This window comes from Reyranella sp. GW821-FHT12G01 (assembly GCF_058806575.1).
The window spans coordinates 1,428,017-1,454,209 of sequence record NZ_JBXAPV010000001.1 but is presented as its reverse complement, the minus strand read 5'-3'; the positions used below and the strand labels follow the sequence as shown (position 1 = coordinate 1,454,209).

24 protein-coding genes are annotated in these 26,193 nt (G+C 66.9%); 11 read left to right on the top strand and 13 right to left on the bottom strand.

Annotation, left to right across the window (positions count from 1 at the left end):
* Positions 1 to 9: 9 nt before the first annotated feature.
* On the top strand, positions 10 to 1,743 hold the full coding sequence (locus AC1RP5_RS07205) for an N-acyl-D-amino-acid deacylase family protein (RefSeq protein ID WP_493109943.1): 1,734 nt from the start codon (positions 10 to 12) through the stop codon (positions 1,741 to 1,743).
* 46 nt (positions 1,744 to 1,789) lie between these two features.
* Here AC1RP5_RS07205 and AC1RP5_RS07200 read toward each other — a convergent pair whose 3' ends face one another.
* From AC1RP5_RS07200 to AC1RP5_RS07190, 3 genes are all read right to left on the bottom strand, one after another.
* On the bottom strand, positions 1,790 to 3,442 hold the full coding sequence (locus tag AC1RP5_RS07200; protein WP_493109941.1) for a flavin-containing monooxygenase: 1,653 nt from the start codon (positions 3,440 to 3,442) through the stop codon (positions 1,790 to 1,792).
* A 309-nt stretch (positions 3,443 to 3,751) separates the two neighbouring features.
* Positions 3,752 to 4,045: a hypothetical protein gene (locus AC1RP5_RS07195; protein ID WP_493109940.1), complete on the bottom strand. Its 294-nt coding sequence runs from the start codon at positions 4,043 to 4,045 to the stop codon at positions 3,752 to 3,754.
* Between the two features lie 41 nt (positions 4,046 to 4,086).
* Positions 4,087 to 4,662 (bottom strand): hypothetical protein, encoded by a 576-nt coding sequence (locus AC1RP5_RS07190; RefSeq protein WP_493109938.1) that lies wholly within the window; start codon positions 4,660 to 4,662, stop codon positions 4,087 to 4,089.
* A gap of 91 nt (positions 4,663 to 4,753) precedes the next feature.
* Here AC1RP5_RS07190 and AC1RP5_RS07185 point away from each other — a divergent pair, with 91 nt between their 5' ends.
* On the top strand, positions 4,754 to 4,963 hold the full coding sequence (locus AC1RP5_RS07185; RefSeq protein WP_493109937.1) for a YMGG-like glycine zipper-containing protein: 210 nt from the start codon (positions 4,754 to 4,756) through the stop codon (positions 4,961 to 4,963).
* Positions 4,964 to 4,990: 27 nt separating this feature from the next.
* On the opposite strand, the gene AC1RP5_RS07180 is transcribed toward AC1RP5_RS07185, so the two are convergent.
* Positions 4,991 to 5,494 (bottom strand): pyridoxamine 5'-phosphate oxidase family protein, encoded by a 504-nt coding sequence (locus AC1RP5_RS07180; RefSeq protein ID WP_493109936.1) that lies wholly within the window; start codon positions 5,492 to 5,494, stop codon positions 4,991 to 4,993.
* 92 nt (positions 5,495 to 5,586) lie between these two features.
* On the opposite strand from AC1RP5_RS07180, the gene AC1RP5_RS07175 reads away from it, so the two are divergent.
* The gene (locus AC1RP5_RS07175) at positions 5,587 to 6,555 is read left to right on the top strand and encodes a ketopantoate reductase family protein (RefSeq protein ID WP_493109935.1); all 969 of its coding nucleotides are present in this window, start codon (positions 5,587 to 5,589) and stop codon (positions 6,553 to 6,555) included.
* Between the two features lie 175 nt (positions 6,556 to 6,730).
* On the opposite strand, the gene AC1RP5_RS07170 is transcribed toward AC1RP5_RS07175, so the two are convergent.
* Complete coding sequence (locus AC1RP5_RS07170; RefSeq protein WP_493109934.1) at positions 6,731 to 7,456, bottom strand: SDR family oxidoreductase; 726 nt, start codon at positions 7,454 to 7,456, stop codon at positions 6,731 to 6,733.
* A gap of 56 nt (positions 7,457 to 7,512) precedes the next feature.
* A complete protein-coding gene (locus tag AC1RP5_RS07165; RefSeq protein WP_493109933.1) occupies positions 7,513 to 8,439 on the bottom strand; it encodes a sterol desaturase family protein in 927 nt (308 codons plus the stop codon).
* Between the two features lie 83 nt (positions 8,440 to 8,522).
* On the opposite strand from AC1RP5_RS07165, the gene AC1RP5_RS07160 reads away from it, so the two are divergent.
* On the top strand, positions 8,523 to 9,170 hold the full coding sequence (locus tag AC1RP5_RS07160; protein ID WP_493109932.1) for a TetR/AcrR family transcriptional regulator: 648 nt from the start codon (positions 8,523 to 8,525) through the stop codon (positions 9,168 to 9,170).
* On the opposite strand, the gene AC1RP5_RS07155 is transcribed toward AC1RP5_RS07160, so the two are convergent.
* Together AC1RP5_RS07155 and AC1RP5_RS07150 are read right to left on the bottom strand one after the other, a co-directional pair.
* Positions 9,145 to 9,801: an ureidoglycolate lyase gene (locus AC1RP5_RS07155; protein ID WP_493109930.1), complete on the bottom strand. Its 657-nt coding sequence runs from the start codon at positions 9,799 to 9,801 to the stop codon at positions 9,145 to 9,147. The two genes, AC1RP5_RS07160 and AC1RP5_RS07155, sit on opposite strands and share 26 nt — an antisense overlap.
* A gap of 10 nt (positions 9,802 to 9,811) precedes the next feature.
* A complete protein-coding gene (locus tag AC1RP5_RS07150) occupies positions 9,812 to 11,413 on the bottom strand; it encodes a lysine--tRNA ligase (protein ID WP_493109929.1) in 1,602 nt (533 codons plus the stop codon).
* A gap of 71 nt (positions 11,414 to 11,484) precedes the next feature.
* Between AC1RP5_RS07150 and AC1RP5_RS07145 the strand changes: the two genes are divergently transcribed.
* On the top strand, positions 11,485 to 12,648 hold the full coding sequence (locus AC1RP5_RS07145) for a YbfB/YjiJ family MFS transporter (RefSeq protein ID WP_493109928.1): 1,164 nt from the start codon (positions 11,485 to 11,487) through the stop codon (positions 12,646 to 12,648).
* On the opposite strand, the gene AC1RP5_RS07140 is transcribed toward AC1RP5_RS07145, so the two are convergent.
* Positions 12,632 to 13,783, bottom strand: coding sequence for a sterol desaturase family protein (locus AC1RP5_RS07140; protein ID WP_493109927.1), 1,152 nt, complete (start codon positions 13,781 to 13,783; stop codon positions 12,632 to 12,634). The genes AC1RP5_RS07145 and AC1RP5_RS07140 overlap by 17 nt on opposite strands.
* A 68-nt stretch (positions 13,784 to 13,851) precedes the next feature.
* Between AC1RP5_RS07140 and AC1RP5_RS07135 the strand changes: the two genes are divergently transcribed.
* Positions 13,852 to 16,632, top strand: coding sequence for an ATP-dependent DNA helicase (locus AC1RP5_RS07135; RefSeq protein WP_493109926.1), 2,781 nt, complete (start codon positions 13,852 to 13,854; stop codon positions 16,630 to 16,632).
* 63 nt (positions 16,633 to 16,695) lie between these two features.
* Complete coding sequence (locus AC1RP5_RS07130; protein ID WP_493109925.1) at positions 16,696 to 17,058, top strand: hypothetical protein; 363 nt, start codon at positions 16,696 to 16,698, stop codon at positions 17,056 to 17,058.
* 67 nt (positions 17,059 to 17,125) lie between these two features.
* Here AC1RP5_RS07130 and AC1RP5_RS07125 read toward each other — a convergent pair whose 3' ends face one another.
* A complete protein-coding gene (locus tag AC1RP5_RS07125; protein ID WP_493109924.1) occupies positions 17,126 to 18,694 on the bottom strand; it encodes a ShlB/FhaC/HecB family hemolysin secretion/activation protein in 1,569 nt (522 codons plus the stop codon).
* Positions 18,695 to 18,845: 151 nt separating this feature from the next.
* Positions 18,846 to 19,451, bottom strand: a complete 606-nt coding sequence (locus tag AC1RP5_RS07120; RefSeq protein WP_493109923.1) for a hypothetical protein — start codon at positions 19,449 to 19,451, stop codon at positions 18,846 to 18,848.
* 552 nt (positions 19,452 to 20,003) lie between these two features.
* Between AC1RP5_RS07120 and AC1RP5_RS07115 the strand changes: the two genes are divergently transcribed.
* Positions 20,004 to 21,371, top strand: a complete 1,368-nt coding sequence (locus tag AC1RP5_RS07115) for a tetratricopeptide repeat protein (protein WP_493109922.1) — start codon at positions 20,004 to 20,006, stop codon at positions 21,369 to 21,371.
* A 213-nt stretch (positions 21,372 to 21,584) separates the two neighbouring features.
* On the opposite strand, the gene AC1RP5_RS07110 is transcribed toward AC1RP5_RS07115, so the two are convergent.
* Both AC1RP5_RS07110 and AC1RP5_RS07105 read right to left on the bottom strand, forming a co-directional pair.
* Positions 21,585 to 22,547 carry a D-2-hydroxyacid dehydrogenase gene (locus AC1RP5_RS07110; protein WP_493109920.1) on the bottom strand — a complete coding sequence of 321 codons (963 nt, stop codon included), beginning with the start codon at positions 22,545 to 22,547 and terminating at the stop codon, positions 21,585 to 21,587.
* Between the two features lie 52 nt (positions 22,548 to 22,599).
* The gene (locus AC1RP5_RS07105) at positions 22,600 to 23,346 is read right to left on the bottom strand and encodes an SDR family NAD(P)-dependent oxidoreductase (protein WP_493109919.1); all 747 of its coding nucleotides are present in this window, start codon (positions 23,344 to 23,346) and stop codon (positions 22,600 to 22,602) included.
* Between the two features lie 226 nt (positions 23,347 to 23,572).
* On the opposite strand from AC1RP5_RS07105, the gene AC1RP5_RS07100 reads away from it, so the two are divergent.
* The 3 genes from AC1RP5_RS07100 (at position 23,573) to AC1RP5_RS07090 (ending at position 26,162) form a co-directional block, all read left to right on the top strand.
* Positions 23,573 to 23,965 (top strand): carboxypeptidase-like regulatory domain-containing protein, encoded by a 393-nt coding sequence (locus AC1RP5_RS07100; protein ID WP_493109918.1) that lies wholly within the window; start codon positions 23,573 to 23,575, stop codon positions 23,963 to 23,965.
* 73 nt (positions 23,966 to 24,038) lie between these two features.
* On the top strand, positions 24,039 to 25,034 hold the full coding sequence (locus AC1RP5_RS07095) for a Bug family tripartite tricarboxylate transporter substrate binding protein (protein WP_493109917.1): 996 nt from the start codon (positions 24,039 to 24,041) through the stop codon (positions 25,032 to 25,034).
* A gap of 33 nt (positions 25,035 to 25,067) precedes the next feature.
* Positions 25,068 to 26,162: an NAD-dependent epimerase/dehydratase family protein gene (locus AC1RP5_RS07090; protein WP_493109916.1), complete on the top strand. Its 1,095-nt coding sequence runs from the start codon at positions 25,068 to 25,070 to the stop codon at positions 26,160 to 26,162.
* Positions 26,163 to 26,193 lie beyond the last annotated feature (31 nt).

Here is a 26,193-nt window from a genome sequence, read left to right as displayed (position 1 = left end):
GAGGATGTCATGGCCGCCTCATACGACCTGATCGTGCGCAACGGCACCGTGATCGACGGCACGGGAGCTGAACCGGCCACCGCCGACGTCGCGGTCCAGGACGGACGCATCGCCGCCATCGCGTCAAAGGGCGGCCGCATCGACGGTTCGGGTCGCGAGGAGATCGACGCAAAGGGTCTCGCGGTGACGCCGGGCTTCGTCGACGTGCACACCCATTACGATGGCCAGGTCACCTGGGACGATCGCTTCTCGCCTTCGTCGGGACATGGCGTGACCACGGTGCTGATGGGCAATTGCGGCGTCGGCTTCGCACCCTGCCGGCCGCAGGACCGCGACACGCTGATGAATGTCATGGAAGGCGTCGAGGACATTCCCGAGCTGGTGATGCGCGAAGGCGTGCCGTGGAACTGGCAGAGCTTCCCCGACTATCTCGACGCGCTGGCGAAGCGGCAGTGCGATATCGACTTCGCCACGCAGGTGCCGCACGCACCCTTGCGCGTCTTCGTGATGGGCAAGCGCGGTGTCGACCGCGAACCGGCCAACGCGTCGGACATGGTCGAGATGTCGAAGCTGGTCGAGGAAGGGCTGAACGCCGGTGCGCTCGGCTTCTCGACCTCGCGCTCGCTGTTCCATCGCACACCCGACGGCGCGCTGACGCCGACCATCACCGCGGGCGAGGAAGAGCTGGCGGCGATCGCCCGTGGCATGCGCCGCGCCGGCAAGGGCGTGATCCAGCTTCTCGACGATTTCTCCGATACGACCGCAGAAGGCGCGACCGAGTTCGCGATGCTGCGCCGTCTGGTCGAACTCTCGGGCCGGCCGCTCTCCTTCACCCTGCTCGACCTCTCGCTCTATCCCGGTCGCTGGCAGACGCTTTTGCGCGAGATCGAGCGCGCCCATCGTGACGGCCTGCCGATCCGTGGCCAGGTCTCGGCGCGGCCTGTCGCGATCCTCTACGGGCTCGAACTCTCGTTCCATCCCTTCTCGACCTGCCCCAGCTATCGCGAGGTCGAAGGCCTGCCGCTCGACGCCAAACTCGCGAAGCTGCGCGATCCGGCGATGAAGGCGAAGCTCCTCGCCGAGCAGCCGACCTATCGCAATCCGCAGATGCTGGCCTTCATGCGCAGCGTCGCCAACATGTTCGTACTGGGCGATCCGCCCAATTACACGCCGCCGGCCGACCAGCGCCTCGACGCCCGCGCCGCCAAGCTCGGCATCACGCCGCTGGAACTCGCCTACGACCTGCTGGTGGGCGGCGACGGACGCACCATCCTGTTCCATCCCGGCGCCAACTACACCGACTGCTCCGACGCCAACATGGCCAGCATGCTGCGCCATGAGCATACGGTGATGGCGCTGGGCGACGGCGGTGCGCATTACGGCCTGATCTGCGACGCCAGCTACACGACGCACGCCCTCACCTACTGGACGCGCGACCGCAAGGGCGAGCGCTGGTCGCTCCCGTGGGCGATCCAGCAGCTTACCGACGTGCCCGCGCGTGCGGTGGGCCTCGGCGATCGCGGGAGGCTGCAAGTTGGCTACAAGGCCGACCTCAACGTGATCGATCTCGACAGACTGAAGGTCTCGGCCCCGCATCCCGTACACAATCTGCCAGGCGGCGGACGACGTCTGGAACAGAAGGCCGAAGGCTATCGTGCCACGATCGTGGGCGGCGAAGTCACGTACCGCGACGGCGAGTTCACCGGCGCGCGACCGGGACGACTGGTACGCGGCGCGCGGTAGGAGTTCTTGTCATCCTGAGGCGAAGCCGAAGGATCCTTCGCTTCGCTCAGGATGATAGGTTGAACCCCTCGTACCCGTTCGCGGCGATCTCCTCGCACTTCTGGCGATACTTCGGCGCGCCGCCGGCGTAGGCCATGAAGGTGCGCTTGAGACGGCCGGGGACGTTCTTGTTCACGCCGGTCATCCACGAATCGACCTTGGTGAGCAGCAGCCGCGAGCCCGTGTCGTAGACATGGGCGGTCCAGGCCGTCTCGGCCTCCGGCGTCGCCTCGATGCGGCTCAAGCCCTTGTCGCGCATGTAGCCCAAAAGGTCGGACACGAACTCGACATTCTGCTCGATGCAGCGCGGCAGGTTGCAGAAGGTCGCGGCATTGTGCGGGCCGACCAGGGTCAGCATGTTGGGGAAACCCGTGACGTTGAGGCCAAGATAGGTGTGCGGCCCGTCGGCCCACTTGTCGCGCAGCTTCTCGCCATTGCGGCCCTGGAAGTCGATGCGATCGAAGGCGCCAGTGATGGCGTCGAAGCCGGTCGCATAGATGATCATGTCGAATTCGTAATCGGCGCCGCCGACGCGCAGGCCGGTCTCGGTGATGCGCTCGATCGGCGTCTCGCGGATGTCGACCAGCTTCACGTTGGGCTGGTTATAGACTTCGAAATAGCCGCTCTCGAGCGGCACACGACGCGTGCCATAGCCGTGATTCTTCGGGATCAGCTTGTCGGCGATCTTCGGGTCGTTCAGGCGGGCGCGAATCTTCTTCGTCACGAACTCGGTCAGCGCGTCGTTGGCCGCCTGGTCCATCAGCACGTCGCGGAAGTTGCCCTGCCAGAAGGCGAAGCCCGGAATGGCGTAGAGCTTCTCGAAGAAGGCCTCGCGCTCCTCCGGCGTCACGTCGGTCGAATGGCGCGGATCGGCGGTGTGGACGAAGCAGCCCCAGTTCTCCCGGCACTGCGCGAAGATCTGGTCATAGCGCGAGCGGATGTCGGCCATCGTCTCGGGCTCGATCTTGCTGTTGCGCAGCGGCGTGCACCAGTTGGGCGAGCGCTGGAACACGGTGAGCTCGCCCACCGTCTTGGCGATCTCGGTGATGGCCTGCACACCCGAGGCGCCGGTGCCGATCACCGCGACCTTCTTGCCCTCGAAGCTGACGGGGCGATGCGGCCACAGGCCCGTGTGCCAGGACTCGCCCTTGAAATCCTCGATGCCGGGAATGGTCGGCATGGTGGGCGACGACAGCGGTCCGATCGCGGTGATGAGAAAGCGCGCGCGGGCGCGGCCACCGCTCTCGAACGTGACCTCCCATTCGTTGGCGGCGTCGTCCCAGTGCGCGGACTTCACCCGGGTGTTGAAGGTGATGTCGCGGCGCAGGTCGAACTTGTCGGCGAGGAATTCGCAGTAGCGCAGGTTCTCGGGCTGGCCGGAGAAATGCTCCTTCCAGTCCCATTCCTTCAGCACCTCGGGCGAGAAGGAGAAGCCGTAGGTCCAGCTCTCCGAATCGAAACGCGCACCGGGATAACGGTTCCAGTACCAGGTGCCGCCGACGCCGCCGCCGGCCTCGTAGACGCGCGCCTTGAAGCCCATCTGGCGCAACTTGAGGAGCTGGTACATGCCTGACAGGCCGGCGCCGATCACGATGGCATCCCACTGCTCGGCCGTACCTTCGGTCTCAAGCGCGCGTGTCGCTTCGGCTGCGATGCTCATGACGATTCCTCGCTGAATTTTCCCGATCATAGCGCGGGAACGGCGGTGGCGCTTCGGGCCGTAACCGACTGTACCGTCAGGAGGAACCTGCCCACAGGCGGAAGATGCAAATACCGGCAACCAAACAGCGAAAGGCGGCGTTCCTCTGGCAGTTGGAGGAATTCACCATGTTCCGCAGGGTCTTAGCTTCCCTCGGTCTGCTCGTTCTGGTCCTGAGCGCCTGCGACCAGCAAGTCCTGGTGGCAGGTCCGTCCGCGGATCCGGGCCATTACGAGGTCGTGGGGCTGGTGGCCGATTGATGGTGGGGACCTAGCCCCGCCATAGCGCCCACGCAACGCCGACCACCAGCCCCAGTACGCACAGTCCGACGCACACCATCAAAGCGACCTGCGCCCGATTGAAGTGATGGCGGCCCTCCGCCGTCATTTCATGCGGGTGCAGACGCGTGCCGACGGCATATTTCTTCGGGACATGCCCCGCCGCATGGGCCTTGCCGTGCACCGTCAGGAACTGCACGAAATGCCAGAGCGCGCCCAGCGCCGCGAACATGCCGAGCAGCCAGAACGGCGCGAACAGCATCCAGATTTCAACGTCGGTGCCCAAAGAGATCCCCCTGAAGTTGCCTCTCTCTTAGGCCGGATCGGCTAGCGGGCAAACCACGGATTGAACGGGAACAGCCGCCGCCGCTCGTCGAACAGGGTGAGGAAGAGCTGGGAGAACATCTGCCCCAGCCGCGGATCCTCGGGGCCGTTGGCCTGCGTCCAGGCGGTGGTCTGCGACAGCGGGAAATCGTTGCGGCAGTAGATCCCGAACACATAGACGCGGCCTGGGGTGCGCGGCGCGGTGGCGGGCTTCAGGAAGATCTGCCGCGCACAGACCCGCGCCGCCGTGAGATCGTTGGCGGGATCGAACACCAGCGCCAACCAGTAGTCGGGACGCGGCTCGTCGGCCGGCTGCTGGTAGGTGAAGGTGAGCGCGGGACGCGGCTTGTTGGCCTGCATCACCGGCAACAGCCTCTGCTTCACCTCTTCGACGGGCAGTTGCGGAAAAGGATTGCCGGCGAGGACGACCCGGAACGGCCGGCCATCGGTCGCCGCCCAGAATTCTGAAAAGTCGTACTCCGGCGCGTAGTCGAAGCCACCGACCGTCTGGGCGCGCGCCGGCAGGGCCGCTCCCAGCAGCAGGATGGTCACCACGAGGACACACCGGAAACGAGCCATTTGTGGGAGCTTTACACGAATCTGGTTCGTTGTATGCGCGGCGAACGCGATGCCGCGAGGCCGGGTTCCCGTGTGGCAACTGGAGTTCAATATGCTGAAAGTCATCGCCGTTTCCGTCCTGGCCCTCAGCCTCGCCGCCTGCGGCGACACGTGGGGACAGCGAGCCGTAACGGGCGGCGGCATCGGCGCCGGCACCGGCGCCCTTATCGGCGCGCTGACGCCGATCGGCCTACTGCCAGGTGCCTTGGTCGGCGGCGCTGTGGGCGCCGGCGTGGGCGCGGCCACGACGCCGCGCCGCTAGAAGATCGAAAAAGCGAAAGCCGTCGCGTCAGCGCATGCGGACGCGACGGTGCTCCGCGAGGTTGGCCGGCGGCTCGCCGGTCACCGCGGCCTTGGCGAGCTTGAAGATCTGCACGGCCTTGTTGGCCTTCACGTCCCAGTATTCGGCCTCGGCCACCAGGACGGCCACCAGCGCCAGATCGGGATCGTCGACGCCGCCGGGGAACCAGGCCTTGGCGGCCGCGCTCCACAACTCCTGCTTCTTCACCGGATCGTCGACGACGCGCGCGGCGCCGCAGACCGAGACATAGCTGTCGGACGCGGGATCGGCGTAAGCCACGTTCACGTCGGGCGACGTCGCGATGTCGGCCACCGGCTGGCCCGAGCGCGACATGAAGAACCAGATGACGCCGCCACGGTCGGCCTCGCCGTTCTGCGTCGTCATCGGTCGCGCGTAGAGACGTCCGTCTGCACCGCGCACGGTCAGCATGCCGAACCGGATATCCTTGATCATGTCCCAGAGCTTGCTGGTGTCGACGGTCTGCGCGGTCATGGCGGGTCCTCCTCTCTCCCAGGGGTTCGCGACACAACGACCGCAAGGGACACTAGTTCCGCACAGACCGTGAAGGCTCTAGGCTGGGCGCCATGAAAATCTGCCTCTACGGCGCCGGCTCGATCGGCGGAATCATCGGCGCCCATCTCGCACGCGTGAAAGGCGTCGAAGTGAGCCTGATCGCGCGCGGCGCCCATCTCGACGCCATCCGCAGAAACGGTCTGCGCCTGGTCTCCCCGCACCAGGATTTTACCGTGAAGGTGAATGCGACCGACGATCCCGCGCAGCTCGGCCCGCAGGACGTCGTCTTCATCACCCTGAAGACGCACCAGTATCTGTCGGTGCTCGACAAGGTCGCGCCGCTGCTGGGGCCGAAGACCGCGCTGATCCCGCCGACCACCGGCGCGCCCTACTGGTTCTTTCACAAGCTTGCCGGCGCGTTCGAGGGCAGCCGGCTGAAGCGCATGGATCCGGGCGGCCGGCAATGGTCGATGTTCGGCCCCGAGCGTGCACTGGGCTGCGCTTATTGGGCGGGCGGCGTCGTGCCCGAGCCTGGCGTGGCGCATCTCGAGAACGAGGTCTGCTACCTGCCTCTGGGCGAGCCCGACGGGTCCAGCTCAGCCCGCGTCACTGCGCTCAGCGCGGCGATGAACGAGTCGGGCCTCAAGGCGCCGGTGAAAGCCGATATCCGCGCCGAGATCTGGACCAAGATGATCAACAGCCTCACCTGGAACCCGATCGCGGTGCTGACGCTCGCCGACAATGGCGGCATCGGCCGCAGCCCCGGCGCCGTCGAAATCGCGCGCCGCATGATGACGGAGGCCGAGGCGGTCGCCGCGAAGTTCGGCGCGACCATGGCGACGCCGATGGAAAAGCGCATCGAGTTCACGGTCGGGCTCGGCGATCACAAGATGTCGATGCTGACCGACCTTCAGGCCGGCAAGCCGCTCGAGATCGACGCGCTGGCCGATTCGATCGCCGACCTCAGCGAACTGGCCGGCGTGGCGACGCCGACCATCGACATGATGCTGTCGCTGCTGAAGCTGCGGGCGGCGGCGTAGAATAAGTACAGCCCGTCGTCTCGACCGGAGCCTCGCGCAGCGAGGCGGAGTGGAGAGACCTTCTCTCGACGACAAGCCGGCTTTTGGTGGAGAGAAGGTCTCTCCACTCCGCGCCTACGGCGCTCCGGTCGAGACGACGGAGTTTATATAACCGCTCTCGCCGTTCCGTGAGCAGCTACCACGTCTCCTTCCACGGCCTGATATCCATCTCGAAGGTCCAGGCGCTGCGCTTCTGTTGGTGGAGCTGCCAGTAGGTCTCGGCGATGTCGTCGGGATTGAGGATCGCGTCGGGGCCGGCATTGTAGCGATCCGGGAAATTGGTCTTGATCCATTCCGTGTCGATGGCGCCGTCGACGATGACGTGCGCGACATGGATGTTCTGCGGCCCCAGCTCGCGCGCCATCGACTGCGCCAGCGCCCGCACCGCATGCTTGCCGCCGGCGAAGGCCGAGAAGCCGCGACCGCCGCGCACCGAGGCCGTCGCGCCCGTGAAGAGCATCGTGCCCCGCCCACGCGGCACCATCGCCTTGGCAGCCTCGCGCGCCGTCAGGAAGCCCGCGAAGGCGGTCATCTCCCAGACCTTGCGATAGACGCGCGGGGTGGTGTCGCGGATGTCGAAGCGGACATTGCCGCCGATGTTGAAGACGAAGACCTCGATCTCGCCGATCTCGGTTTCGATCTGGCGGAACAGCCGCTCGACCTCGGCCTCGTCGCGGGCGTCGGAGCCGAACGGATGGACCTTGCCGCCCTCTTCCACGATGCGCGCCACCAGCGACTGGAGCTTGTCGGCGCTGCGGCGCGTCACGACGGCGGTGTAGCCCTCGCGCGCGAAACGACGGGCAATGGCGCCGCCCGTCGCATCGCCCGCGCCGATCACGACGCAGACCTTGTCCTTCGCCATGGCGTTTCTCCTTTGCCGCCCAATCTGTCGAGCAGGATCGGGCGACTCAAGGGAGATTAAGTCATGGCTGGCTGAGCTTGAGCCGCCTCGGTCCGCAAGGCGTGGGCCCGGCGCAGTTCGGCGGCCGTGAGACCCTTGCCGTCGGGCCGCCAGCCCGGCGGGCCGAACAGGAACAGCCAGGCCTCACGCACCGACCGCGCCGAGGCGAGGTCCTTCACGAGGCCGATCCACGGGCCGAAGTTCAGCACCAGCGGATTGCGCGACGAGGCGGCCGGCGAGACCAGGCCGAAGTCGCACTTCACGTCGTCACGCTCGGCAACGTAGCTGCCGAACAGCCGGTCGAACACGATCAGCACGCCGCCATAGTTGGCATCGAGATACTCGGGATTGCGCGCATGGTGGACGCGATGGGCCGAGGGCGTGTTCAGCACATATTCGAGCCAGCCCAGCTTCGGGATCCAGTCGGCATGGATCCAGAACTGGTAGAGCAGGTTCAGGAACAGCGCCGTCAGGACGGTCTCCGGCGTGAAGCCCAGCAGCACCAGCGGCGTGAAGAAGAGCGACGTGCCGGTGAAGCGGCCGATCCAGCCCAGGCGATAGGCGGCGGCGAAGTTGAACTGGTTGGGCGAGTGATGCACCGAGTGCGACGACCAGAACCAGCGCACCGTGTGGCTGGCGCGGTGGAACCAGTAATAGAAGAACTCCAGGCCGATGAAGAGCAGCAGCACCGAGCCGACATTGTCGAGCGACTGGGTGAACAGGCGATGCTCGTACATCCAGCCGAGCCAGGGTGCCGCGAGCGTATAGGGAATGAAGGCGAGCAGCCGGCGGCCGGCGAGATCAGCGAGCGAGCAGGCCCACGACTTCCAGTCGTAGGCTCCGGCGGCCCCGGCGCGCGTGCGCGACTGCCAGATGCCTTCGACCAGCGCCGCGCCCATCACCAGGGGCAGGATGAAGAGGTAGAGAGTGCCGAGGGCCTGCATGACGACTCCTTTGCCTTTGCCGCTCTCGAATATATGAGCGATGCTCACATTCTCGTACTCGCCTTCCCCCGACCGGTGCCGCCATGCCCAGCCGCCGCCAACCCGTTGAAACCAAAAGAAGAAACCCGCGCCAGGCGCGCGCGGCGCAGACCGTGGCCTCGATCGTCGAGGCGGCGGCTCAGGTTCTGGAAAAGGGCGGCGTCGCCGCCTTCACCACCAACGCGGTGGCGGAACGGGCGGGCGTGAGCATCGGCACGCTCTACCAGTACTTCGCCGACAAGAACGCACTGCTGATGGCGCTCGCCCGCGGGGAGATGGAAACGGCCCTGACCGAAGTGGCGCGCGCGCTGCAGGGCGAGGTCGATCCCTCGATCGAAGGGCGCATCCGCGCCATGGTGCGCGCGATCATCCACGCCTTCCGCGGCCGCCAGCGCGCCCGAAAGGCGGTTATCCAGGCGATCCTATCGCAGGACGGCGGCATCACCCTGATGGCGCCGGTCGCCGCCTTCATCGCCCGCGCCGGCGAGATGGTGGGACGCGGGCCGAACTCGCTGCTGGGTCCGCTCGAGGCTGAACAGGTGTTCGTGGTGTCGCGCGCCCTCATGGGGGTCGTCCGCGCCGCGGTGCTGGAGGAGCAGCCGTTCCTCGCCAGCCGCAGCTTCGAGGACGAGATCGTGCGGATGATCGTCGCCTATCTCGGCGCGATCAGCCGTGCGGCAGAGGCACGTTGAGCAGCACGCCGAACTCGCGCGCGAGATCGCAGCTCACCCGCGCATGCACCTTGCCCTGCTTGTCGAAGAAGCGGCCGGTCTCGTTCACCGGAAACACGCCCTCGTGCCAGATGCCGGGATGGATGTAGATGCCGACGCTGCCGTCCGACCAGAAGGCCTTGAAGGTCTCGGGCTTCAGGTCGTCGCCCGGCAATGCGACCGGCACGACGAACGGCTTGCCGTCGAGCGGCCAGAAGAGCTGCCCGCCGTCGGGATGATAGTTGCAATGCCACAGCAGCACGCGGCCTTTGCTCAGCTTCACGCCGGGCCGGACCATCTCGGGCAGGTCGCGGAAGCCGATGACATAGTGGCCGCCCACGGCTTCGTTGCGGCCGATCAGCTCGTTGTCGCGCCACTCGCAGGCGAAGATGCCCTCGGTCGTGCCGCCCTCGATGCCGGTGCCGGCGTCGAGCTTGCGCGAGCCGTTGAGCGGCCACGGCACGATCTCGATCTTCTGCTTCTTGGGGTCGCGCACGACCTCGCCGTAACCCTTGATCGTGTCGCGATTGGCGCGGATCAGCGGTACATCGAGTAGCCTCAGCCCTTCGGGAATGTCCGGATTGAGATAATCGAAAACAACGCCGTCGCTCATATCGCTCGTCCTAAGCAGCCTTGCCCAGATCCTCGCCGGCCAGCGCGCGCTCGATCAGCTTCACGACATTGTCGCGACCGTAGAGCTTGATGAAGGCGCCCATGCGCGGCCCCTGCTCGCTGCCGAGCAGCACCTCGTAGAGCGCCTTGAACCACTGGCGCAGTTCTTCCTTGGCGAAGTGACGCTTGCCGGCCTCGTAGACCTCGTCCTGGATGACCTCGGCGGTCGCGTCCTCGGGCGTCTTGCGCAGAGTATCGAGCAGATCCTGCAGCGCAGGCCGCTCCTTGTCGGTGGGCAGGCGGAACTTCTTCGAGGACTTCACGAAGTCCTGGTAGTAGGCGACCGCGCCGCCGAGCAGCCGGTCGAGATAGGGCGCGTTCTCGGGCGTGGCGCCCGGCACGTAGCGGCGCAGGTATTGCCAGAGGACGTCCTTGTCCTCGGTGTTGGCGACGCCCGCGAGGTTCAGCAGCATGCCGAAGGTGACGCCGGCCGCCGAGTTGGCGGGCGCGGTGCCGTCATGGATGTGCCAGGCCGGATTCTCCAGCGCGCGCGCCGGCTCCTCGTTCGGCAGCTTCTCGACCAGCGAGAGATAGTCGTCGATGGCGCGCGGGATCACGTCGAAGTGCAGGCGCTTCGCGCGCCGCGGCTGCTGGTGCATGTAGAGCGACAGCGATTCGGGCGAGGCGTAGCGCAGCCACTCCTCGACCGAGAGGCCGTTGCCCTTCGACTTGGAGATCTTCTTGCCTTCCTCGTCGAGGAAGAGCTCGTAGTTGAAGCCCTCCGGCGGCTTGCCGCCCAGGATGCGCACGATCTTGGCGGAGAGTTCGGCCGAGGAGATGAGATCCTTGCCGTACATCTCGTAGTCGACATCGAGCGCGAACCAGCGGCCGGCCCAGTCGGCCTTCCACTGCAGCTTGACGTTGCCGCCGGTCACCGGCGTCTCGACCATCGTGCCGTCCTCGTCGCGATAGACGATGGTGCCGGCATCGGCGTCGGTCTTGATCACCGGCACCTGCAGCACGCGGCCTGTCTTGGGCGAGATCGGCAGGAAGATCGAGTAGGTCGCGCGGCGCTCCTCGCCGAGCGTCGGCAGCATCACCGACTGCACCTCGTCGTAGTGGCGCAGCATGGCGAGCAGCATCGTGTCGAAGCGGCCCGACTTGTACCAATCGGTCGCCGACTGGAACTCGTACTCGAAGCCGAACGAATCGAGGAACGCCCGCAGCCGGGCATTGTTCGCCGCGCCGAAGCTCGGATGCTCGTTGCTGAACGGATCGGGTACCGAGGTCAGCGGCTTGCCGAGATGGGCCGCCAGCATCTCCTTGTTCGGCACGTTGTCCGGCACCTTGCGCAGGCCGTCCATGTCGTCGGAGAAGCAGAACAGCCGGGCCGGCACGTCGGACAGGCGACGGAACGCCTGGCGCACCATCGTCGTGCGCACGACCTCGCCGAACGTGCCGATATGCGGCAAACCCGACGGCCCATAGCCGGTTTCGAACAGCACATAGCCTTTCGCCGGCGCTTTGCCGCCGGTACGGGCGACGAGCTTGCGGGCTTCTTCAAATGGCCACGCGCGTGCGGCCTCGGCAAGTGTGCGTTCGATGTGAGACATGGATCGGGGAAACTAGGTGCGAGGGCGATTTGCGTCAATTGCACCAACGTCCCAAAGTGCCGCGCCCTGCCATGAACAAACGTGCACTCTTGCTCAGTTTCGGCGGCCTGCTGGCGATGGCCGCGGCCATGGGCGTGGGCCGCTTCGTCTACACGCCGATCCTGCCGCCGATGGTCGAGGCAATCCCGCTCACCAAGTCGCAGGCCGGCCTGATCGCCTCGGCGAACTTCATGGGCTACCTCTTCGGCGCGGTGCTGGCGGCGGTGCGACTGCCGGGCAGCCGACGTTCCTGGCTGCTGGCTTCGCTCGCGGTCACTGCGATTTGCCTGATCGGCATGGGCCTCACGACCGCCATGCCGGTCTTTCTCGGCCTGCGCTTCGTCGCGGGCGCGGCCAGCGCCTTCGCGCTGATCTTCAGCTCTGCGCTGGTCATCGACCGGCTCACCGCGACGGGCAACAGCGCCCTCTCGGCCGTGCATTTCGCGGGCGTCGGGACCGGCATCGCCGTCTCGGCCGCCATCGTGGCGCTGCTCGTGAAAGCGGGCGCCGCCTGGACGACGCTGTGGTTCGCCAGTGCCGCCTTGGCCGCAATCGCAAGCCTCGCCGTGGTCTGGCTGGTGCCGCGCGACGAAACGGCGGCTGGGGCCGCACAACAGGGCGGCCGCACGCGCCTCTCGGCGGACTTCGTGGCACTGCTGGGCGCCTACGGCCTGTTCGGCTTCGGCTACGTCATCACCGCGACCTTCATCGTCGACATGGTGCGCGGCACGGCGTCGATCGCCCATCTCGAACCCTATGTCTGGGTGCTGTTCGGCCTCTGCGCGGCGCCATCGGTGGCGCTGTGGACGGGGCTCGGCCGGCGCTGGGGCGTCCTGCGCATCTACGCGATCGTCAGCCTGATGGAAGCGGCCGGAGTCGCGGCGAGCGCCCTGTGGCTCCATCCGGCGAGCATCCTGATCTCGACGGCGCTGGTTGGCGGCACCTTCATGGGGCTGACGGCGCTCGGCCTGATCGCCGCTCGCACCGGCGGCGGCGATCCGCGCGGCCGCATCGCGCTGGTCACCGTGGCGTTCAGCCTGGGCCAGATCTTCGGGCCCGCCTTCGCGGGCTACATCTACGAGGCGACCGGCAGCCTCACGACGCCGCTGCTGGCAGCCGTCGCCGCTCTCGTGGCAGCGGCGATCCTGTCGCTGGTCGCCGACGCGAAACGGCGCGCGCTCAGCCCTTCCACGTGAAGGGGAAGAGTTGCTGGCGCACGAAGCCGTTGGGCATGTAGTCGCCCAGCACGCCGTATTTGCCGGGGAAGCGCCGGTCGGACTTCACCGCCGTGCCGAAGATGTAGTCGATGAAGGCGAAATGGGCGGCGTAATTACGGTCGATCGCCTCGCGTTCAGAGCTGTGATGCCAGTGATGGAAGTCGGGCGTCACGATCAGCCACTTGAGCGGCGCCTTGCCGAAGATCGCGGGCAGGCGGACGTTGGCGTGGTTGAACACCGCCTGGAAGCCCACGATCACGATGTAGACGTCGGTGACCGCCTGGCTGAAGCCCAGCACGTAGAGCACGCCCAGGATCGACACGCGCGTCGTGAGCAGCTCGAACAGATGGAGCCGCGAGCCCGCCATCCAGTCCATGTATTCGGCGCTGTGATGCACCGCATGGAAGCGCCACAGAAACGGAATCTCGTGATAGGCGCGATGAGTCCAGTACTGGACCAGGTCGGCGACCAGCAGCACGAGGAACAGCGCCGCAAAAAACGGCAGGCCGCCCACCCATTTCTGCAACGGTGCCCAGACCAACCAGCCGAACAGGCTATGGATGGCGAAGTTCACGATCAGCAAGGCGAGACCGACCAAAAGGTGGTTCACGATGAAATGCGTGAAATCTGTCTGCCAGCCCGGCCGGAACACCGGCTGGTCGCGATGCAATGGCACCAGCTTCTCGATCAGGATGAAGATCATGCTCGAACCGAGCAGGTCGAGGATGAACCAGTCGAGACCGATATAGGGCGTGTTGTCGGGGAAGTCGTCGACCGGCACGCGATGGCCGCCCATCGCCGCCGCGAGCGCGATCAGGGCCAACGCCGTGGCATTCAGCCAGCGATTGCGACGCTGGACCAGGTTGGCGATCGCCATACCGCCCGCGATCACCATGCCGACCAGCAGTACCTGCCGCAGCAGGCCCACGTCGTACTTCTTGCGCAGGTCCGGCGTGGTCAAATATTCGGGGAAATGAAATGCCAGCACCGCCAGCACGGCGAGGCCGCCGAGGGTGAGAGCGATGATGCCGGTGATCTTGCCCTTGCCCACTTGCAGGGCGCCGGACTGGTGAAACACGGCGGTGGTCTTCTTGACGACAGGCGGTGGTTTCATGGCGGCTGATTTTAAGGGCAACCGACGGTCGCTGCACCGGGCAATTGGCCTGTGCTATTCACGGCCCGGTGACGATTCCCGCGACCTCCTCCTGGCCGGCCCTGGTCGCGACTTCGCGGGGCGCGCTGTGGCGTGCGCCTGACGGAACGCTGGAGCGACTGACGGGCGCCAACGCGAGCCTGCGCGCCGCCGGCCATCTGCCGCTGGTCTGTCATGCGCCCGCTGTCGCGGCTCGGCTCGGCCTCGAGGATATTCAGGCACACGACCTGCTTGAACTTTTCGCCTTCGTGCGGCCGGCGCGCTTCTGCCTGCCGACGATCCGCGGCCTCTGCGAGGCGCTCGACCTTGCGACGCCCGCGACGCCCGAAGAAGAAGTGGCCGCCCTGCCCGGCATCGCCCGCGCGCTGATCGACGAACTCGACGACATGGCGGCCCTCGCCTCGCCCGAGATGAAGGACACCGCGCTCGCCATGGCGCGCGGCCAGTGGACCTGGGGCGACGCCGTGCTGGCGGCCCTCGGCATCGACCAGGGGGCGAAGAAGGCGCGGCCGGGCGCCGGCCTCGACATCTGGAAGAGCCTGCCCGTCTGGGAGGAGCCACCGCCCGCGCCGCCGCCGGGCAGCCAGCCGGTCGAGCCGCGCGAGGCGCGCTTGCGACTGGCGCAGATGATCTCGGCCGGCAGCAACATGGCCGAGGCGCGACCGACCCAGAGCGACTATGCCTCGGCCGCCAGCGAGGCCTTCGCGCCGCGCGAGGAAGAGGACAAGCCGCATGTCGTGCTGGTCGAGGCCGGCACGGGCGTCGGCAAGACCCTGGGCTATGTCGCGCCGGCCAGCCTGTGGGCCGAGAAGAACGGCGCGCCGGTCTGGATCTCGACCTACACGCGCAACCTGCAGCGCCAGATCGACAACGAGCTCGACCGGCTGCATCGCGACTCGGCGGAGAAGCGTCGGCGCGTCGTCATCCGCAAGGGCCGCGAGAACTATCTCTGCCTGCTGAATTTCCAGGAGGCGGTGATGCGCACCGGCCTGGTGCCGGAGAACGCGGTCGGGCTCGGCCTGATGGCGCGCTGGGCGCTGGCCAGCCGCGACGGCGACATGATCGGCGGCGATTTGCCGGCGTGGCTGCTCGACCTGGTGGGACGCAGCCGCATCCAGCGCCTCGCCGACCGCCGCGGCGAATGCATCTATTCGGCCTGCGAGCATTACCGGAAGTGCTTCGTCGAACGCACGATCCGCCGCGCGCGCCAGGCCGACATCGTGATCGCCAACCATGCGCTGGTGATGATCCAGGCGGCGATGGGCGGGCTCGACGACGGCACGCGGCCGCTGCGCTACGTGTTCGACGAAGGCCATCACCTGTTCGATGCCGCCGACGGCGCGTTCGGCGCGCATCTCAGCGGCGTCGAGGCCTCCGACCTGCGTCGCTGGCTGCTCGGCGCCGAAGGCCGTCGCGGCAGCCGCGCGCGTGGACTGGAGCGCCGCGTCAGCGACCTTTTGGGCGAGGACGTCGAGGCGCAGAACGCGCTGCGCCGGCTGCTCGATCTCGCGCAACAGCTCCCCTCCCCCAACTGGCAGACGCGGCTGGCCGACGGCACCGTGCTCGGGCCGGCGGAAGAGTTCCTCGCGCTGGTGCGCCAGCAGGTGCGCGCACGCTCGGCCGGTGACGATCAGGGCTTCGGCCAGGAATGCGACGTGCGCCCGCTCAACCCCGGCTTGATCGAAGCGGCCGATCAGTTGGCCGAGGCGCTGGAGAAGATGCTGCAGCCGGTGCGCCGCCTGCGCCAGGCGTTGCGCGCCAAACTCGAAGGCGAAGCCGACAAGCTCGACTCCGGCCAGCGCTCTCGCATCGAAGGCGTCGCACGGTCGCTCACCAATCGCTGCGAACTGACGCTCGAATCCTGGCGCGCCATGCTGCGCGGGCTGCACAGCGATTCCGATCCCGCCTTCGTCGACTGGTTCGGTGTCGAGCGCGTGCAGAGCCGCGAGTACGACGTCGGCATGTATCGCCACTATCTCGATCCGACCGAGCCGTTCGTGAATTCGGTGATCCGCCCGGCGCACGGCGCAGTGATCACCTCGGCGACCTTGCGCGATTCGCTGGGTGTGCCGGCTGCCGCCAACGACGAGGACACCACGACACAGGCCGACTGGACGGTCGCGGAGGCGCGCACCGGCACCAAGCATCTGGCGGCCCCGGCGATGCGCGCGGCGATGGCCTCGCCGTTCGACTACGCCAACGCGACCAAGGTCCTGATCGTGAAGGACGTGAAGCGCGACGATCCCGACCAGGTGGCGGCCGCCTATCGCGAGCTGTTCCTGGCGGCGGGCGGCGGCGCGCTGGGCCTCTTCACCGCGATCGGCCGCCTGCGCTCGGTGCATCAGCGCATCGCGCCGGTGCTGGAAGAGGCCGGCCTGCCGCTCTACGCGCAGCATGTCGGCGGCATGGATGCCGCGACGCTCGTCGATATCTTCCGTGCCGAGGAGCATTCATGCCTGCTGGGTACCGACGCGGTGCGCGACGGCGTCGATGTGCCGGGACGATCGCTGCGTCTCATCGTGTTCGATCGCGTACCATGGCCGCGTCCCGACATCCTGCACCGCGCGCGCAAGGCGCACTGGAAGGCCGCGGGTGCGGGAGCGAACGGATATGACGACATGCTGGCGCGCCTTCGCCTCAAGCAAGCCTATGGACGATTGATTCGTCGCGGCGACGATCGCGGCGTCTTCGTGATGCTCGATTCGCGACTGCCCAGCCGTCTCCTCAGCGCTTTTCCGGCGGGCGTGATCGTCGAACGCACCGGGCTTGCCGATGCGGTGGCCGAAACGAGGCGGTTTCTGGATAATTGAGATCGGCGCAACGATCGATCCAGCGGGCTGTTGATCCTCCACGAACCAACAAAGGAGGAACTCATGAAGAAGCTCATTGCGATTACTGCCGCGACCCTTCTCATCGGCGGCACCGCCATGGCGCAGAGCGCCGGAACGAGCGGCGGCGCCTCGGTCGGCGGTGGCGCAACCACGACGGCTCCGAGCGGCACGACCGGTATCGGTACGGGCGCGACAGGCACCGTGACGACCAACCCCGGCGGCGCGTCTGTGGGCGCGGGCGTCGGCGCTACGGGTAGCGGCACGGCGCCGGCTCCCGGCGGCAGCACCAGTTCCATGGGCGTCGGCGCGGGCACGACCGGCGGTGGCTCGGTCAACCAGGGCATGGCGCCCTCGCCGTCGGGTTCCGGCGGCGTGTCGGGTGGTGCCTCGGGCACGACTCGCTAACACGACTATCTTTCGATAAAGACGCGGCCCGCTCCAATCCGGAGCGGGCCGTTCGTCGTTCGAGGCTTCAGAAGCGCGAGCCGAAGCGTACCGATGCGCGCATCGGGCGGTCGCCGACATTCGGCGTCGACACGACCTTCGCCAGCTCCACTTCGCCGCTCCACTTTTCCCAAATCCGTGCCCGGATGCCCGCGCCGACCGACGTGCCTTCCGGAAAGAGAGGCGGATTGAGGGGGCTCACCGACGAGATCCAGCCGTGATCTGCGAAGGCGTAGAGCTGGGGATCGACATATTTCTTCGGCACGGGAATCCAGTCCGGATTGTATCGCAGCTCCGCCAGCACGGAGATGCCGCGATCTCCCACTGACTCAGCGACGGTGAAGGCCCGGCCGTAGTCGCGTCCGCCATAAGCGAAGACTTCCGACGCCGGCACGGTGCCCGTTGTCATTTGTCCGCTGGCGCGGATCAGGCCGGAGAAACTCGTCCAGAAGGGCTGCACCCGCTCGATCGAGAGATTGATCTTGCCGAAGGATGGCGAGGCGCCGAACCGGCCGTTGGCCTCGGCCCCCGCAACCGGGAGGCCGACACTGCCCAACACGGTGCCCGTCCAGAAGCCGCCGAGTTCGTCGGTGTACGCGCCGAAGAGGCCGCCGCGCGCGACCCGCAGCGAATCGCCCGGAATGCCGATTCCCAGAAACGTATAGTCGACGTCGATCACGTCGATCATTGCCGTGCCCATCAACGTCCACTTCAGGCTGCGGACGAAGGGCTGCGAATACTGGGCGCGCCCCAGAAACGAACGTCCGAGGAAGTCGACGGCCTGCCCATTGATCAAGGTCAGGGGCCGTTGCCATACGGCCTGCCCCAGCAAGCTCAGGCGCCCGCCATTGTCGCCGATCGGCACGCCGTAGCGTGCGTCGAACATCTGCAGGCGATTCCACGGCAGCGCCGAGAGGTAGCGCAGTTCGAGCGCGTCGCCGCCGAACGCCAGCGACCGGCCGATGCCGCCGAGGCGGAAATTGACGGAGACATCGGGGATCGTCTGGAAGCTGTCGATCTGCGCGATCGGCGAGAAGCGTTCGAAGGTGCCGTTGACGATCAGCACGACCTTGTCGCCGCCGCCCGCGTCCGGCTTGGCAGCGGCCTGGATCGCGACACCCGGAAGGTCGGCGGCAAGGAGCAGCCGTCTCTCCAGGTCGGCGCGGCGGAGCGGCTTGCGGCCGACCAGGGGCGCCATCAGCTCGCGGATATGGGCGCGAAGTTTCTCCGACTTGATGCCGTCGCCGAAATCGATGGCGGAGATCGAGCCTTCGACGACGATGATCCTGAGCTTGCCGCTGTCAAGATCCTGCTGGGGCAGCACGACGCTGTAGAAGACGTAGCCACCCTGTTCGTAAAGCGCCGTGACGCGGTTGACCGCTGCGACCACTTCCGAGAACGGCACGCGCCGGTTCAGTACAGGCGCGAACAGCGGCTGCAGGGTGCCGGCGTTGAAAGCCGTCACGCCCTCGACCTGCACGTCGCTGAAGAGGACTTCCTTGTTCGCCAGTTCCGGAGGAACCGCGAGACCGGCGCCGCCGGGTACGGCGATGTCGGGTTTGGGACGTCGTGGGGCCGCCGGATCGGACTCCAGCACCTCGCGTCCGATGACGGAGGGGGCCGGAGGCAACGATGGCGGAGGGGCTGAAGCCGTCTGCGCCTGGAGAGTTGCTGTGCTGAGCAGCAACATCCCCAGGACGCTGACGGCCACCCGCCAGGGAAGGCCGTCGGTCACGTTCTAGCTGCGATCAGCGCAGGATGCCGCCCGTGTTGCCGACCACACCTCCGAGAAGGCCACCCGTGGTGTTGTTCACGGTGCCGGTGACGTTCTTCAGCAGTCCGCCGGTCGCACCGCCGCTGCCGTCCACCTTGGTGGTCGTGGAGAGGAGGGTCGTGCCGCCGGTCAGGCCCTGCGTGAGAACCTGCGTGCTGCCGACCGTCGCGCCCACGGTCGTGCCGGTGCCGTTGACGAGAGTCGTCACGGCATCGCCCTTGGTCGTGAGGCCGACCGAGTTGGTCGTGTTCGTCACCGGCGACAGAAGACCCGTCACGCCCGCCGCGACGCCGTCGGTGGTGACGACGGGACCGCCGAGGAGAGACGGCACGCTCAGGCTGGTGGTGTTGCTCGCGGGCAGGATGCTGAGGCCCGCGACCGAGGTTCCGGCCGCGCCCGTGGCACCCGTGGCTCCCGCCGCGCCGGTTGCTCCGGTGGCGCCTGTCGCGCCCGGCGAACTCGAGCTGGTGCTCGAGCCGGAACTGTACGGCGTTCCCGGTCCGCCTCCATCGGCGCAGCCAGCCGCCAGGGCAGCGGCGAGACAAACCAGTGAGATGTTGATGGGAGAGCGCGCTTGCATTGAAACCTCCTCGGCAATTGACAGTTCGGAAGTGAGCAGCGTTGCGATCGTCAGAACGAGTGTCGTTCTGAAACCATCAATGATTGGAAATCCGCGGAAGTTGCATATTGCATATCTAGTTCACCCTCTTTGACTGCAACCGGACAGACACGGTAGCGGGCAACCCCGAATGAAGGAGTTAATGCAAAGCTCTCTTCGCGAGCGCATGACTGAACGCTGTTTCAAGCGCTGAAAAAGGAGCGGGTGCGCGAAATCAGGGAGGGCCAGAAGCCGTCATTCTCATCAAAGAGCATCGACGACGAAAGGAAACGGCCGAAAGCGAGAGTGTGTCCGGTATCGCAGTACCGATTTCAGGCATCGACTCATGGTTGTAGTGCAACGTCACGACCCTGATCGTCGCCGCGGTCGCTTCGATTGCGAACGACAACCTCGATGGTCAGCTCGTCTCGTCGATCATCAGTTTTCGGCGCCGCTGCAGAAATGGTGCGCCGGGGACGCCTTCTGGTACAAACGCCTGACGCCACACGACATTCCTGCTCAGGCTCTCAAGACATGCGCCTCTCGACCAAACTCCTGATCACCGCCGCGGCCTTCCTGGCCGGCGCCGCCGGCCTCTACGCCTACGCCTACCATCTCTATCCGCCACCCACCGCCCGGCAGGCCGCCGCTCCCGCGACTCCGGCGGCGCCTGTGGCTCCGGCAGCCCCGGCCGGCCCCTCGGTCGCGCAGCTCTACGACGACTGCGTGAAGGGTGCCTGGCCCACGATCAAGGATGCCGAGGCGCGCGCCGCCGCCTGCTCGAAGGCCCTGGGCACCCGCCAGCTCAAGCCCGACGAGATTGCGCTGGCCCGCCTGACGCGCGGCATCGCCCGCACCATGCTGGGCGACAAGGCGCTGGCCGCCGAGGACTACTCGGAGGCGCTGAAGCACTATGACGGCGCCATCGATCCCCGGAATCCCGACGCGCTGAACCTCTACCGCCGCGCGACGTCGCTGCACGCGGTCGGCGAGACCGATCGCGCCCTCTCCGACTACAACGACGCGATCCGCGTCGATCCCAACAATTCGCTCGCCTATCTCGGCCGTGGCGTGCTGCTGGCGACGCGCAAGCGCGCCTACGATCGCGCCATCGAGGATTTCGACAAGGTGCTGGCGCTGCAGCCGGAGAATGTCGACGCGCTGATCGCGCGCGGCAATGCCTACAGCCTGCTCGGCGACAACGGACGCGCCCTCGCCGACCTCGACCGCGCCATCCAGCTCGCGCCCGACAATGCGCAGGCCTATGTGATCCGCGGCCTCGCAAACAATCGCCGCGGCCAGAAGCAGCTCGCGATGCAGGACTACGAGGCGGCCCTGCAGCGCGCGCCGAACTACCCGCAGGCGTTGGCCAACCGCGCCGCGCTTCTGTCAGAAGACGGCAAGTACGACCAGGCGATCCGCGATCTCGACGAGTCGATCAAGTCGGATCCCGACAATCCCGTCGCCTATTACAATCGCGGCTACGCCTACTTCGCCAAGCACGACTACGACAAGGCGCTGGCCAACTACGACGCGGCCATCAAGCTCGAGCCGGGCATGGGCCTCGCCTACAACAACCGTTGCCTGATCCGCGCCATCACCGGCAAGGACCTGGTGGCCGGCATGCAGGACTGCGACACGGCGCAGAAGCTGATGCCGCTCAACATCGACGTCCGCATCACGCGCGGCTTCATCTACCTGAAGCTCGGCGACCCGAAGCTGGCGATCAACGAGTACAATGCCGCCCTCGATGTCGATCCCAACCGCCCGCTGGCGCTCTACGGCCGCGGCATCGCGCGCATCATGACCGGCGAAACCCGCGAGGGCGAAGGCGACAAGGCCGCCGCCCTGACGCTCGACCCCGAGGTCGCCGACCAGTTCTCGATCTACGGCGTGAAGTAACGCTCCTCTTCTTCCCCATTCAAATGGGGAAGTGCCCCGTCATACGGGGCGATGGGGTCATGGGCCGAGCGAAGCTCGGCCCGATAGCGTCAGGACATCGTGAAACGATGTCCGGGAGCGCCGAAGAAAGAACGGCCGCTCATGACCCCTCCGCCGGCGCAAGACGCCGGCACCTCCCCATTTGAATGGGGAGGTAGATGATTCGCGAAACCCCTAGTAGCCGGCCTTCCGGTCGACCACTTCCTTGAGGGGCTCGCCGTCGAGGAAGCGCTTCAGGTTCTCGACGAACAGGCGCGACACGAAGCGGTCGCGCTGCGGATGAGGGCCGCCGATATGCGGCAGCACGACGATGCCCGGCGCCGTCCAGAACGGATTGTCCGACGGCAGCGGCTCCTGCCGGAAGACGTCGAGCAGCGCGCCCGCGATCGTCTTGTCCTTGGTGGCGGCCATCAGGTCGGCGTCGTTGACGATCTGGCCGCGGCCGAAGTTCAGCAGCCAGGCCGACGGCTTCATCTTGGCCAGCCGCTTGGCATCGATGAAGTTCTCGGTCTCCGGCGTCGCCGGCAGCAGCAGCAGCACGAAGTCCGATTGCGCCAGCACCTCGTCGGTCTGCTCGGGCGCCAGCACTTCGGCCACGTTGGGAATGCGCGTCGGCCGCCGCTTGGTGCCGATCACGTGCATGCCGAGCGCGACGGCGATGCGCGCCACTTCCTGGCCGATGACGCCCAGGCCTAGGATGCCCAGTGTCTTGCCGGTCAGCGGCTGCGCCACCGTGTGGACCCACTTGCTCTGCTTCTGGTGCTCTCCGACCGCCGCGTAGGGCTTCGCGACATGGAACAGCGCGCCGATGATGTTCTCCGGCATCGATTCGGTGTGCGTGCCGCGCGCGCAGGTGAGCGTGAGGTCCGACGGAAGATCGGGCAGCGCCAGCCAGTTGTCGACGCCAGCGCTCATCGCCTGCGCCCAGCGCAGCTTCGGCATGGTGGGCAGCAGGCCCGCCGGCACGGCGCCCGCCATCAGCGCTTCGGTGCGCGCGAGCTGTTCGGCCGACGGCTTCTCCTTGCGCGGCAGCGTGTCGACCGAAACGCGGTCGGCGAGGCCCGCCGCCTGGATCGCATCGAGATAGGCCGCCGAAGAATCCGTCCAGAGCAGGACGTGGGCGCGGTTCGTGTTCATGGACGGATTCTCCTTGGTGAAGTGCGATAAGGCCTGCTGACGGGACGGTTGGCTACAGCCCCTGCCCGCCCGCGACCGCGATGGTCTGTCCCGTCACCCACGACGCGAATGGCGAGGCGAGGAACAGCGCCACGTTGGCGACTTCCTCGGCATGGCCCATGCGGCCGAACGGGATCGAGTTCAGCGTGCCGTTGTAGAGCGCGGGATTGTCGGTCTTGCGCTTGTCCCAAACGCCGCCGGGAAACTCGATCGAGCCTGGCGCGATGCAGTTCACGCGGATGCGGTCCTTGGCGTACATCGCGGCCTGCGTGACCGTGTAATGGATCACCGCCGCCTTGATCGCGCCGTAGGGCGGCTGCCGCGCCGCCGGATGGTGCGCCGAGATCGAGGAGATGTTGACCACGTTGCCCTGCGACTTCTTCAGTTCGGGCAGCGCCTCCTGCGTGGCGTGCACGATCGAAAGCATGTCGACCGCGAGGTTGGCGGTCCAACCCTTGTCGTCGTCGGACGAGCCGAAGGCCGAGGCGTTGTTCACCAGGAAGTCGACGCCGCCCAGCGCGCCGATGGCATCGCGCACATAGCCGCGCACGGCGTCGCCCTTGGCGAGATCGGCGCTGGCGGCGTGGGTCTTGTGACCATGCTTGGCGAGTTCGGCGCGGGTCTCTTCAAGAGTCTTGGCATCGCGCGCACAGATCGACACGTCGCCGCCGCACGCCGCAAAGCCCATGGCGATCGCCTTGCCGATGCCGCGGCTGCCGCCGCAGATGATCGCCTTCTTGCCCGTGAAATCCAACTTCATCGCATCATCTCCTGTTGCCCGCGCCAGCCGGCCGACCGGGATCTCGAACGGCCGCCACCGTGGCGACCGCCGTCCGCCTAATCAAGCGAGGCGTCCCGAGGGCCGGAACCGCCGTTCGGTATAGTACCCATCGGCCGGTAACGACATTGTCATGGAGCGTGCGCGCATTCATCGGCATCATGTCGGCCAGTCGCCAGCAGGACGACGGACAGGGAGAGCGGGCAGGGTGCAGACGGTCGGGGCGCTTCTGGCGTCGGTAATGCTGCACATGTGGTTCGCCAGCAGCGCGATGGCGGCCAACGAGCCGGTCACCGGCGTCGACGTCATCATCCGCAGCAAGGCTGACGGTCGCGTCATCATCGAGACCGTTACAGACGGGCGCGGCACCTTCCTGGTGAAGGAGATGCAGCCCGGCCTCTACAGCCTCGAGGCCGGCGGCAAGCTCCCCCTGGCCTTGCTGAAGCGCAGCGGCGGCTGGGGCATCGCGCTGATCCCCGCCGCCAAGACCGCCAAGCCATTGAACCATCGTGCCAAGCCGATGTCGGGCAAGGGCATGCAGGTCGATATCGTCGTGCCCGCGGGAACGGCGATTTCCTACACGGTAATCGTCACCGACTAGCGCCATATTGAACAGCGGAACGACTCAGTTAGACTGCGCTCCAATAAAGAAAACATTGGAGGCTACGTTCAAGATGACCAAAGTTGCGATTCCGCGCCGAAGGGCGCTCCTGCTTTCCGGCGGCGCACTCGCTGCACCGATGATCGCGTCGGGCATCGCCCGCGCGCAAAGCGACTGGCCGAACCGGCCGGTGAAATACATCTGCGTGTTCCCGGCGGGCGGCCCGACCGACACGCTGTCCCGCATCGTCTGCCAGGAACTCTCCGAACTCACCGGGCAGCAATTCCTGATCGAGAACCGCGCGGGCTCGGGCGGCAACATCGGCGCCGACGCCATCGCGAAGTCACCGCCGGATGGCTACACGATCGGCCTCTACACGATCGCCGCGCACGCGATCGCGCCGACGCTCTACACCAAGCTGCCGTTCGACGCGGGCAAGGACTTCAACGGCATCGCGATGCTGTGGGCGGTGCCGAACATGCTGATGACGCGGCTTGATTTCCCCGCGAACACGATCCCCGAGCTGATCGCGCTGGCGAAGGCCAATCCCGGCAAATACTCCTTCGCCTCGTCGGGCGCCGGCACCAGCCCGCATCTCACCGGCGAGATGTTCAAGCAGATGGCCGGGGTGAACCTGCTGCACGTCCCCTACAAGGGCAGCGCGCCGGCGCACCAGGACATCCTGGCGGGCCAGGTCGACATGATGTTCGACAACATCCCCGGCCCGCTCGGCCTGATGAAGGGCGGCAAGGTGAAGGGCTTCGCCGTCACCTCGAAGGAGCGTCATCCCGCGGTGCCGGACAAGCCGACCTTCGCGGAGTTCCTGCCGGGCTTCGAGATCACCTCGTGGGGCGGCATCTGCTCGCCGGCCGGCGTGCCGCCGGCCATGGTCGAGAAGCTCTCGGCCCTGTCGAAGCAGGCGCTGCAGAAGGCCAGCGTGAAGGCCGCCTTCGACCAGCAGGGCGCCACCCAGATCTGGATGTCGCCCACCGACACCGCCGCCTTCCGCGCGTCAGAGGAAAAGAAACTCGCGCCGGTGATCAAGGCGTCGGGCGCCAAGGTGGAGTAGCTTCGTCACCCTGAGCAACCGGTCGGGGTGACGATGCCGTCGAAGAAAGTCCTGGTCGCCGGGGCCACTGGCCTCGTCGGCTATGCTGCCATGAAGCACTTCGCTGCCACCGAGGGCTGCGAGGTGATCGCCGTATCGCGCCGCCGGCCGGACGAGACCTACGGTGCGCGCTGGCTGCCGCTCGATCTCACCGACACCGCCGCCTGCGCTGCATTGGCGCCGGACCTCGCGGGCATCACGCACCTCGCCTACGCCGCGCTTTATGAGAGGCCCGGGCTGGTCGCGGGCTGGCGGGAAGACGAGCAGATCCGCACCAACGACCTGATGCTGCGCAACCTGATGGCGCCGCTCGAAAAGGCGTCGCCGGGATTGCGGCATGTCGCGCTGCTGCAGGGCACCAAGGCGTACGGCGTGCATGTCCGTCCGCTCACCGTCCCGGCACGCGAGAACCGCTCGGAGATGCACGAGCAGCCGAATTTCTACTGGAACCAGGAGCGCTTTTTGCGCGAAGGCCAGAAAGGTAAGGACTGGAGCTGGTCGATCCTGCGCCCTGTGCTGATCGTGGGCGATTCGGTCGGCAGCGCCATGAACGTGATCCCGGCACTGGGCGTCTACGCGGCCTTCATGCGCCAGGCCGGCAAGACGAAGCTCGACTATCCGGGCGGTGTCGGCCGCGTGGCACAGGCGGTCGACGCCGATCTCCTGGCGCGCGCCATCGCCTGGTCGGGCGAGGCTTCGACGGCGCGCAACGAGATCTTCAACGTAACCAACGGCGACGTCTTCGTCTGGCCCAACGTCTGGCCCGCCATCGCCGACGCGCTGGGCTTCGCGGCCGGCGATCACGTCCCGCTGGCACTCGATCGCGAGATCCGGCCACGCGAGGCCGAGTGGGCCGCGATCCGCGCCGCCCAGGGGCTCAAATCCGGCACGCTGAAGGACTTCGTCGGCCTGTCGTTCGAATATGCCGACTATACGATGGGCTTCCGCCGCACCGAGCCCGGGCCGGCGGCGCTGGTGTCCACCATCAAGCTGATGCAGGCGGGCTTCACCGAGGTGATGGATACCGAGGCGATGTTCGCCAAATGCTTCGCCGCGATGCAGGCAAAAGGGCTTCTGCCGCGGCCCTGAGACGCGTTCCGAGGGGATACACGCAACTGTC

Coding starts and splice junctions, on each gene's coding strand:
- AC1RP5_RS07205 (WP_493109943.1), top strand. CDS start 10: ATGGCCGCCTCATACGACCTGATCGTGCGCAACGGCACCGTGATCGAC.
- AC1RP5_RS07200 (WP_493109941.1), bottom strand. CDS start 3,442: ATGAGCATCGCAGCCGAAGCGACACGCGCGCTTGAGACCGAAGGTACG.
- AC1RP5_RS07190 (WP_493109938.1), bottom strand. CDS start 4,662: ATGGCTCGTTTCCGGTGTGTCCTCGTGGTGACCATCCTGCTGCTGGGA.
- AC1RP5_RS07185 (WP_493109937.1), top strand. CDS start 4,754: ATGCTGAAAGTCATCGCCGTTTCCGTCCTGGCCCTCAGCCTCGCCGCC.
- AC1RP5_RS07180 (WP_493109936.1), bottom strand. CDS start 5,494: ATGACCGCGCAGACCGTCGACACCAGCAAGCTCTGGGACATGATCAAG.
- AC1RP5_RS07175 (WP_493109935.1), top strand. CDS start 5,587: ATGAAAATCTGCCTCTACGGCGCCGGCTCGATCGGCGGAATCATCGGC.
- AC1RP5_RS07170 (WP_493109934.1), bottom strand. CDS start 7,456: ATGGCGAAGGACAAGGTCTGCGTCGTGATCGGCGCGGGCGATGCGACG.
- AC1RP5_RS07165 (WP_493109933.1), bottom strand. CDS start 8,439: ATGCAGGCCCTCGGCACTCTCTACCTCTTCATCCTGCCCCTGGTGATG.
- AC1RP5_RS07160 (WP_493109932.1), top strand. CDS start 8,523: ATGCCCAGCCGCCGCCAACCCGTTGAAACCAAAAGAAGAAACCCGCGC.
- AC1RP5_RS07155 (WP_493109930.1), bottom strand. CDS start 9,801: ATGAGCGACGGCGTTGTTTTCGATTATCTCAATCCGGACATTCCCGAA.
- AC1RP5_RS07150 (WP_493109929.1), bottom strand. CDS start 11,413: ATGTCTCACATCGAACGCACACTTGCCGAGGCCGCACGCGCGTGGCCA.
- AC1RP5_RS07145 (WP_493109928.1), top strand. CDS start 11,485: ATGAACAAACGTGCACTCTTGCTCAGTTTCGGCGGCCTGCTGGCGATG.
- AC1RP5_RS07140 (WP_493109927.1), bottom strand. CDS start 13,783: ATGAAACCACCGCCTGTCGTCAAGAAGACCACCGCCGTGTTTCACCAG.
- AC1RP5_RS07130 (WP_493109925.1), top strand. CDS start 16,696: ATGAAGAAGCTCATTGCGATTACTGCCGCGACCCTTCTCATCGGCGGC.
- AC1RP5_RS07120 (WP_493109923.1), bottom strand. CDS start 19,451: ATGCAAGCGCGCTCTCCCATCAACATCTCACTGGTTTGTCTCGCCGCT.
- AC1RP5_RS07115 (WP_493109922.1), top strand. CDS start 20,004: ATGCGCCTCTCGACCAAACTCCTGATCACCGCCGCGGCCTTCCTGGCC.
- AC1RP5_RS07110 (WP_493109920.1), bottom strand. CDS start 22,547: ATGAACACGAACCGCGCCCACGTCCTGCTCTGGACGGATTCTTCGGCG.
- AC1RP5_RS07105 (WP_493109919.1), bottom strand. CDS start 23,346: ATGAAGTTGGATTTCACGGGCAAGAAGGCGATCATCTGCGGCGGCAGC.
- AC1RP5_RS07095 (WP_493109917.1), top strand. CDS start 24,039: ATGACCAAAGTTGCGATTCCGCGCCGAAGGGCGCTCCTGCTTTCCGGC.
- AC1RP5_RS07090 (WP_493109916.1), top strand. CDS start 25,068: ATGCCGTCGAAGAAAGTCCTGGTCGCCGGGGCCACTGGCCTCGTCGGC.